Here is a 6,705-nt window from a genome sequence, read left to right as displayed (position 1 = left end):
GTTATTAACAAACCTAAAATTAACAATCAAATGTTGCTTGACAATAAAATAAAATTTTAACGCTTTGAAGTGACGGTGTAGCGCCTACAGAAGAAAAACCAAGTGAGTTATTTAAATCAGATAAAATGCGCATTCTTTTTCATTTCCGCCATTGCAATCTTTATGTTAGCCCAATTAAGCACTTAGTCACCAGCGCTCATTATTCTCCGGCAACTACTGGTAGGTCGGGTTGTAGGGCTATGCCTGCCCGGTGTAAGCGTACCTGTTCCTTATCGGTGTCAGTACTTATTTCTAACCAACCCGAGTAATATTTGCCATTCACTAGTAGATGAAAAGGCAAGTAGCGTAAACCGTTGCTTGTAAAGTTTCCAGACCAGTATGTAGGCCCATTACCGTAGAATTTTTCGGTAAGAATAATCTCGCCTACGTGAAACCACTCATAACCATTGTATGTAGTAGTTTCCACTTTTTGCCCTTTCAATAACACTGGCGTGCTTTCGTTTGTGGTATTTACCGCAATACGGGTGGTGGTGGTACTCAAAAGCTGGAAGACCAGTTTCGCTTTGGTGTTCAAATCATAAGAAACATGAAAAGCTGTAAAAAGGAAATCTGCACGCTTATCTCCATTAAGATCCAACTGAAAGTCTTTTCCATAGGCCAAGTATTTATCCGATAAATCAATAAGCTTTACTGCAGAAATAGGTTCGGTGATCGCTTGTTTGTCAGGGTTTTGCTTTTTGCAAGCAAGTGTCATACTTAAACCTAGCAACAAAAAAATAGGATAGGTAGCCTTCAAACGTAGCGATAAGTGGGAAGCGGTGTTCATGGATGGTTTTAGCTATAAGACGTACTGTCATCAAAAAAAGTTACAATGTCGTTTCACCTGCTCCAGTACTTTTGATAAATTGTCAACATAGTTCTGTTTACGATAAAATCATCCTTCCAATGATAGTTGTCTAATCATAACCGCTTAATCAGTTTTAAATGAAAAAACGGCGACCTTAGTTAGTCGCCGCTTGATGCTTTTTAATTTTTGATAAACTTCAAGGAGTTGCTAAGTCCGTCTCCTTTTAAACCGATCACATAGGTGCCTTTTGGCAGTCCGCTCACAGTAATATCGTGTTGTCCACTGCCTGCATTTAGCTGCTTGGTATAAAAGATTCGTCCGTTAAGGTCTACCAGTTCAATCTTATGGTAAGTGCCAGTGGCATAGCTTACAGTCACCGTTTCAGTTGCAGGGTTTGGGAAAATTCGGATATCTGCATCCTGTAGCGATTTAATAAACAGTTCGCCGAGTACCGTTGAACCGCCGCTGAAGTCTTCCTGCACCAATTGGTAATAACTGTTGCCAACTGGCGGATTTTTATCGGTGAGGTAGTACACGTTTGATAAATTTGGTGCCAACCTTTCAAGCAATTTATAATTTTCTCCGGTAGCTTTCCTATAGATGATAAATCCTTTATTGTCTCGCTCTGCTGCAGTTCGCCATTGTAGGTAGTTGCCATCCGCCTGCGCTTTGCCTGTAAAAGATAGTAGCGTCACTGGGAGGGTGCTTTCACGGGTTACAGTCACCGTGTAGGTCTTGGTAGTGGTGCCGTCTTGGGCGGTAACCTCTATCGTAATTACATTGCTACCAAGGGCAAGCGCAATATTACCTGATGCGTTGCCGCTTGTTACCGTGGTGCCGTTTACCTTGATAGTTGCGTTACCCTGTGCTGCTGTTGGTGTGATGGTAATGCTATTTGTTGCTGCCACCACTGATGCGGTGTAACTGGTTTGCGATGCGCTAAATACCGGAGACAAGGTACCTTGGCTCAAGGTGAAGCCAGAAAGGTTGGCATTATTGGATGTACCTGTAGCGAACGGAGTAGTAATGTAAGTCACTATAGTGCCTAAGCCTGTCACATTCGTCCAATTTGCGGGGTCGGCAATTAGTGTCCTTAGTTGCGCTATCGTAAGTCCCGACCTGGCTCCTGTGTATTGTCCAGAAGTGGTGTTGCCGGCGTGGTAAATCCTATTAGGCGCAACCAGGTCGCTTGGCAGATAGGAAGTTGATGTAGCTGTCGTTCCACTGGTAATCCAAGTGGTGTTTACGGAGTTTCCCTGATAGCCCAACCCGAAAAGAATGGTATTGTTGAAAGTCTGGTTTCCGGTAGTAGCCGTAGTGGTAGTAGGCATGTTCAGTCCCTGATAGGCAAAAATTTGATCACCAGCGTTATTGCTCAGCCCAAGTGCTGTAACCCCGGGATCAAGCCCCGTTGAATTGATTACATTGGCCGTGCCATAATTGGTTGTTTCATTTTCTATGGTGATTACCGTTCCTGCGTCAATATTGGCTGTTGCGGTCCATATCAGTACTGTTTCCTGCCAGCGGATATTGGAAGCGCTGGTAGAGCTTGCGGAGGAGTTGAAGCCATTGTCTGTAAAGCGGATTTCGGTGCCGTTGTTGATGGCTTTCCATACTACGAAGGATACACCTCTGTTGTCGCTAGAGTTGAAGCCGATGATAGAAATATCACCTTGCGCAAGTACCGTAGCCTGTGCCATTGACCGCTCGTGGGCAATGGAGATTAAGGCTGTTGCCAACAGCAGCAGCAACAATTGCTTTCTAAAAAAATTGATGAGTAGCATTCTGATCATGTTAGAGAATTTAAGTGTGAGATATTTGATACGTTTTTCTGTGCATGCAAAAGAAAAGTGTTTGCGCTGTAGCTGCCTTACCGCTTATCCAGTTTTTGTTGCATTTGGTTTTTTTTTGGTGACATGATGTCCACAATCGCTATTTTGCGTTGTGTTAAAACGTGCGCTATTCCTGCTACAACTTTTACTGCTAGGTCCTATTTCGCTATTTGCTCAGGAACTGATCTTCCAAAGTGCAGGTGGTGGATTGGTGCTGCCGTCGTCGGAATGTTACAGCATTACACAAGATCCCAAGGGCTACCTATGGATAGCTACTGAGCAGGGCTTGGTGAGATACGATGGGGGAACCACTAAACTCTTCTCGGCTACGGAAGGACTGCCGGAGAAGGCCGTTTATGCGGTCGGCGTTGATCAACAGAAACGAATATACTTCGCTACAGCTAAGAATAGGCTGTTACGTTACGTCGGTGGCCGTTTGGTGGAAATTCCATCGGATATTCCAGTGAAGCTGGGCGATAAGAAATTTTACAATAACATCTACGACCTGAAGCCAATTGGCAACCAGCTGCACATACAGACTCCACGCCAAAGCTATCTGCTTTACGTCAAGTCGGGGAAAATTACAAGGCTTCCGGTCACGTCGCATGCCGATGACCTAGTTCTCAGCCTTTCAGATAGCGCCATTGTTTCTAATAATACCAACTACTTTGCCGATAGGAAAACGAACTTTCAAAGTCCACAGCGCATCAATGTCCTGATCAATGCGAAGAAAGCACAGGCAAGGTTCATCATGAACTTTGATAAGGTTGCCGACTTAAATTGGAGAGTATTGGCCCAACAGTCAGGCAAGTACAATTTTTTTATCTTTAACGATAGACTGGTACGGATTGATGCGCAATTGAGGCACCAGATTTATCAGTTAGCCGCTCCGGCCATTAGCTTTTATCGCGATAGCGATGGTGGACTTTGGATAGGGACCGTAAAAAAAGGGGTAGTATACATTCCAAACCCCGAACAGCCCAACCAGCAAATGATCTCTCTCAATGGCTACTCCGTATCAGGTATTTGCCAGGATAGGGAAGGAAACATTTGGTGTACTACTCTTGAAAATGGTGTTTATGTATCAGCAAGCAAGCACCTTAGGCGATATAGCATTCCCAGTATTTCGTTTGCGCCGCCAACGCAAATGTGGCAAGCTGGAGATTGGCTATTTGTTGCCCCAGAAAATGCCGGATTACTAGCAATTGACCGCTTTTCCAATCTTAAAACTATCAAGGCCATGGGCAATTCGAGGGTACGAAATGTAGCTTATTATGAGGGTAGCTACAAGGTTAGCCTGTATGATAGGCTTGCCATACTTGACCAAAGCCTATTGCCAAAGAAAAACGCTCGTTTTCTTTTCAGTGATACTTACTTTCGCGATATTTCGATTTACGACAATACCAGTGAGCGGAATGGCAAGGTGTATTCGATCACCCATGATAAGATATTGCAGCACACGGAAAGAGGTATAGTTTCCATTGCTATGTTAAAATCACCGGGGCGGTGCATCGATTATCTCAACGATAGTACACTGGTGTTTGGCTGTGCGAATGGGCTGTACTCCCTGCATCTGTCCACGGGGCGGGAGACTAGGTTTCCGGGTATCGAGCATACCGTGACGGCTATTATGCCAAATAGGGGAATGGAACTTTGGGTGGCCACTAAGGGTAATGGACTCTATCGCATCGGTGCTGACGGGAAAATTGATAGGATGGACGTGCAGCTACGCTTGGGTACGGATGTTTTTTACGACCTGCACACAGACCGCTCCGACAATATATGGTGTGCTACCAATAACGGGCTGAGGAAACTTTTGCTGAGCGAAGGCCATTGGGTGGCAAAGAGGATAGGAGTGGACGAAGGATTGCCCGCAGGGGATGTATACAAGATAGCCATACACGGTGGACAGTGTTACATGCTCACTCCCGATGGACTGCTTTCTTTTCCGTCGTCGATATCACTGCGACCCAGAGTTCGGCCGGTGCTTGTTGGCGTGAGGATTACATCCGAACCTCGTCAGGTTAACCGTACGGGCATGTTAAAGCTCCCCGCTTCCGGACACGGCCTTATGCTCACTTTCAGCGTGGCCAGTTATCGTAATCGTGCCATCAAGATTTCGTATAGATTAAGGCCTGATAACAGCTTCGTCAGCGTGTCGGGAAACCAGCTGTTGTTTCAGAATCTAAAGCCTGGCGATTATCAGCTGGAAGCGTTCGCAGTAGCCGCCAATGGTATGCGCAGCAAAGAGACAGTGAAGTTTAGCTTTGTGGTTGCCAATCCATTTTACCTAACTTGGTGGTTCATCGGCTTATGTTTACTAGCGTTCCTCGGGTTGCTGCTTACCCTTCGTAAATGGCAAATTTCACGCATAGAAAAAAAGGAACGGGAAAGAGATCGTATCAATGTACTGATTGCCCAAAGCAAGCTAGCCGCACTACAGGCAAGGATGAACCCGCACTTTATTTTCAACGCCATCAACAGCATACAGAATTACATCATCACAAATCGTACTACCGATGCTAGTCAATACCTTACCAAGTTTAGCAGGCTGGTACGACTAGTACTGAAGCAATCAGGAGAAAGTGCCATCAGCCTGCAAGAAGAGATAGATACGCTAAAGCTGTATTGTGAACTAGAGAAGTTGCGTTTCAAGGAGGCCTTCGACTATGAGATCACCATTGATCCAGCATTGGATGCCTATCAGATACAGGTACCCACGATGTTTATCCAACCCTATGTGGAAAACGCCATTTGGCATGGACTTACCAGCCTGCAGGAGCAGCGCCGGGGCTTGTTGCAAATTGTGGTGGTTAGTTTTAGAAAGGAACTGCTCGTTAGTATCACCGATAATGGCATTGGAAGAAAAAAGGCAGCGGAGATGCAGCCGCAGAAGAACTACATTTCTGCTGGGATGATGCTTACTGAACAGCGGCTAAAAACGATGCAGGAAATTTTTCCTGAGGGCAGCTTTCAGGTACGAGTGCATGATCTGGAAGAGGGAACACGTGTAGAGCTCACGCTCTCGTTAACGGAAGACAGTTAAGATGAAAATGGAAGAGCAAAATGTGATAAGGGCATTGATTGTGGACGATGAACAGGACGGTCGGGAAGTGTTGCGCCACCTTATTGCTGCCCAAACCGAAGGGATACAGGTGATGGCCGAGGCTGCAAACCTGACTGCGGCCAAGCAGCTTATCGAAAGTACCAATCCCGAACTTGTTTTTCTGGACATCCACATGGGTGCCGGACATATTTTTTCTATGCTCGATGAATTCGAGGAGATCAATTTTGAGATCATTTTCGTTACCAGCTATGAGCAATATTCGTTAACGGCAATTAAGTTCAATGCACTGGACTACCTGCTGAAACCTATTGATATTTTCGAATTGAAAGTCGCAGTAGAAAAGGCGAAAAGAAGAGTGCTAGGCAAGCGAACCTACGAGGCGCTGGTGCGCAACATGCTCGATAGCCTTGATACGGAAGTGCAACCTAGAAAGGTAGCGGTACATATCGGAGATAGCGTACTGCTAGTAGCACTCTCTACGGTCATTTACATTGAGGCCGACGGAAACTATTGTACAATGGCCACTACTACTGGAGAGAAATATATCGTTACCCGAATGATTGGCGAGTTTGAAGAATACCTAGGACCAAAAAGCGATTTCGTCCGCATCAACAGAAGTGTGTTGGCCAGTGTTGCGCATATCGTAAAATACAGCAAAGGATTTCCCTGTATGCTCACCATGGCCGATGGTAAGGTATTTGAAGTAGCTAGGCGCAAAAAGGTTGATGTGATAGGGAAACTTGGCGAACAGAAGTAGAGCTACATGTGCTACACATTGGTTCACTTGTTCATTAGTTATTGATCCATAGGTTATTGGTTGTTTTGGTTATTGATCCATAGGTTATTGGTTCATTGGTTATTGGTTCATTGGTTATTGGTTCATTGGTTATTGATTATTTTGGTTATTGATTATTGATCCATTGGTTATTGATCTATTGGTTATTGATTTATTGCACACC

At 45.0% G+C, this 6,705-nt stretch carries 4 protein-coding genes; 2 read left to right on the top strand and 2 right to left on the bottom strand.

Features of this window, described 5'->3' with window-relative positions:
- Positions 1–199: 199 nt before the first annotated feature.
- Complete coding sequence (locus ACY2A0_RS19355; protein ID WP_461791019.1) at positions 200–826, bottom strand: hypothetical protein; 627 nt, start codon at positions 824–826, stop codon at positions 200–202.
- Between the two features lie 200 nt (positions 827–1,026).
- On the bottom strand, positions 1,027–2,640 hold the full coding sequence (locus ACY2A0_RS19350) for a cadherin-like beta sandwich domain-containing protein (protein ID WP_461791018.1): 1,614 nt from the start codon (positions 2,638–2,640) through the stop codon (positions 1,027–1,029).
- 151 nt (positions 2,641–2,791) lie between these two features.
- Here ACY2A0_RS19350 and ACY2A0_RS19345 point away from each other — a divergent pair, with 151 nt between their 5' ends.
- Positions 2,792–5,725, top strand: coding sequence for a sensor histidine kinase (locus ACY2A0_RS19345; protein ID WP_461791017.1), 2,934 nt, complete (start codon positions 2,792–2,794; stop codon positions 5,723–5,725).
- Between the two features lies 1 nt (position 5,726).
- Positions 5,727–6,503 (top strand): LytR/AlgR family response regulator transcription factor, encoded by a 777-nt coding sequence (locus ACY2A0_RS19340; RefSeq protein WP_461791016.1) that lies wholly within the window; start codon positions 5,727–5,729, stop codon positions 6,501–6,503.
- Positions 6,504–6,705 lie beyond the last annotated feature (202 nt).

The organism is Pedobacter sp., assembly GCF_965249885.1.
GTDB lineage: Bacteria > Bacteroidota > Bacteroidia > Sphingobacteriales > Sphingobacteriaceae > Pedobacter.
Note: the sequence above shows the minus strand (reverse complement) of the source record. Positions and strands in the feature narration are given on the sequence as shown.

Coding starts and splice junctions, on each gene's coding strand:
- ACY2A0_RS19355 (WP_461791019.1), bottom strand. CDS start 826: ATGAACACCGCTTCCCACTTATCGCTACGTTTGAAGGCTACCTATCCT.
- ACY2A0_RS19350 (WP_461791018.1), bottom strand. CDS start 2,640: ATGATCAGAATGCTACTCATCAATTTTTTTAGAAAGCAATTGTTGCTG.
- ACY2A0_RS19340 (WP_461791016.1), top strand. CDS start 5,727: ATGAAAATGGAAGAGCAAAATGTGATAAGGGCATTGATTGTGGACGAT.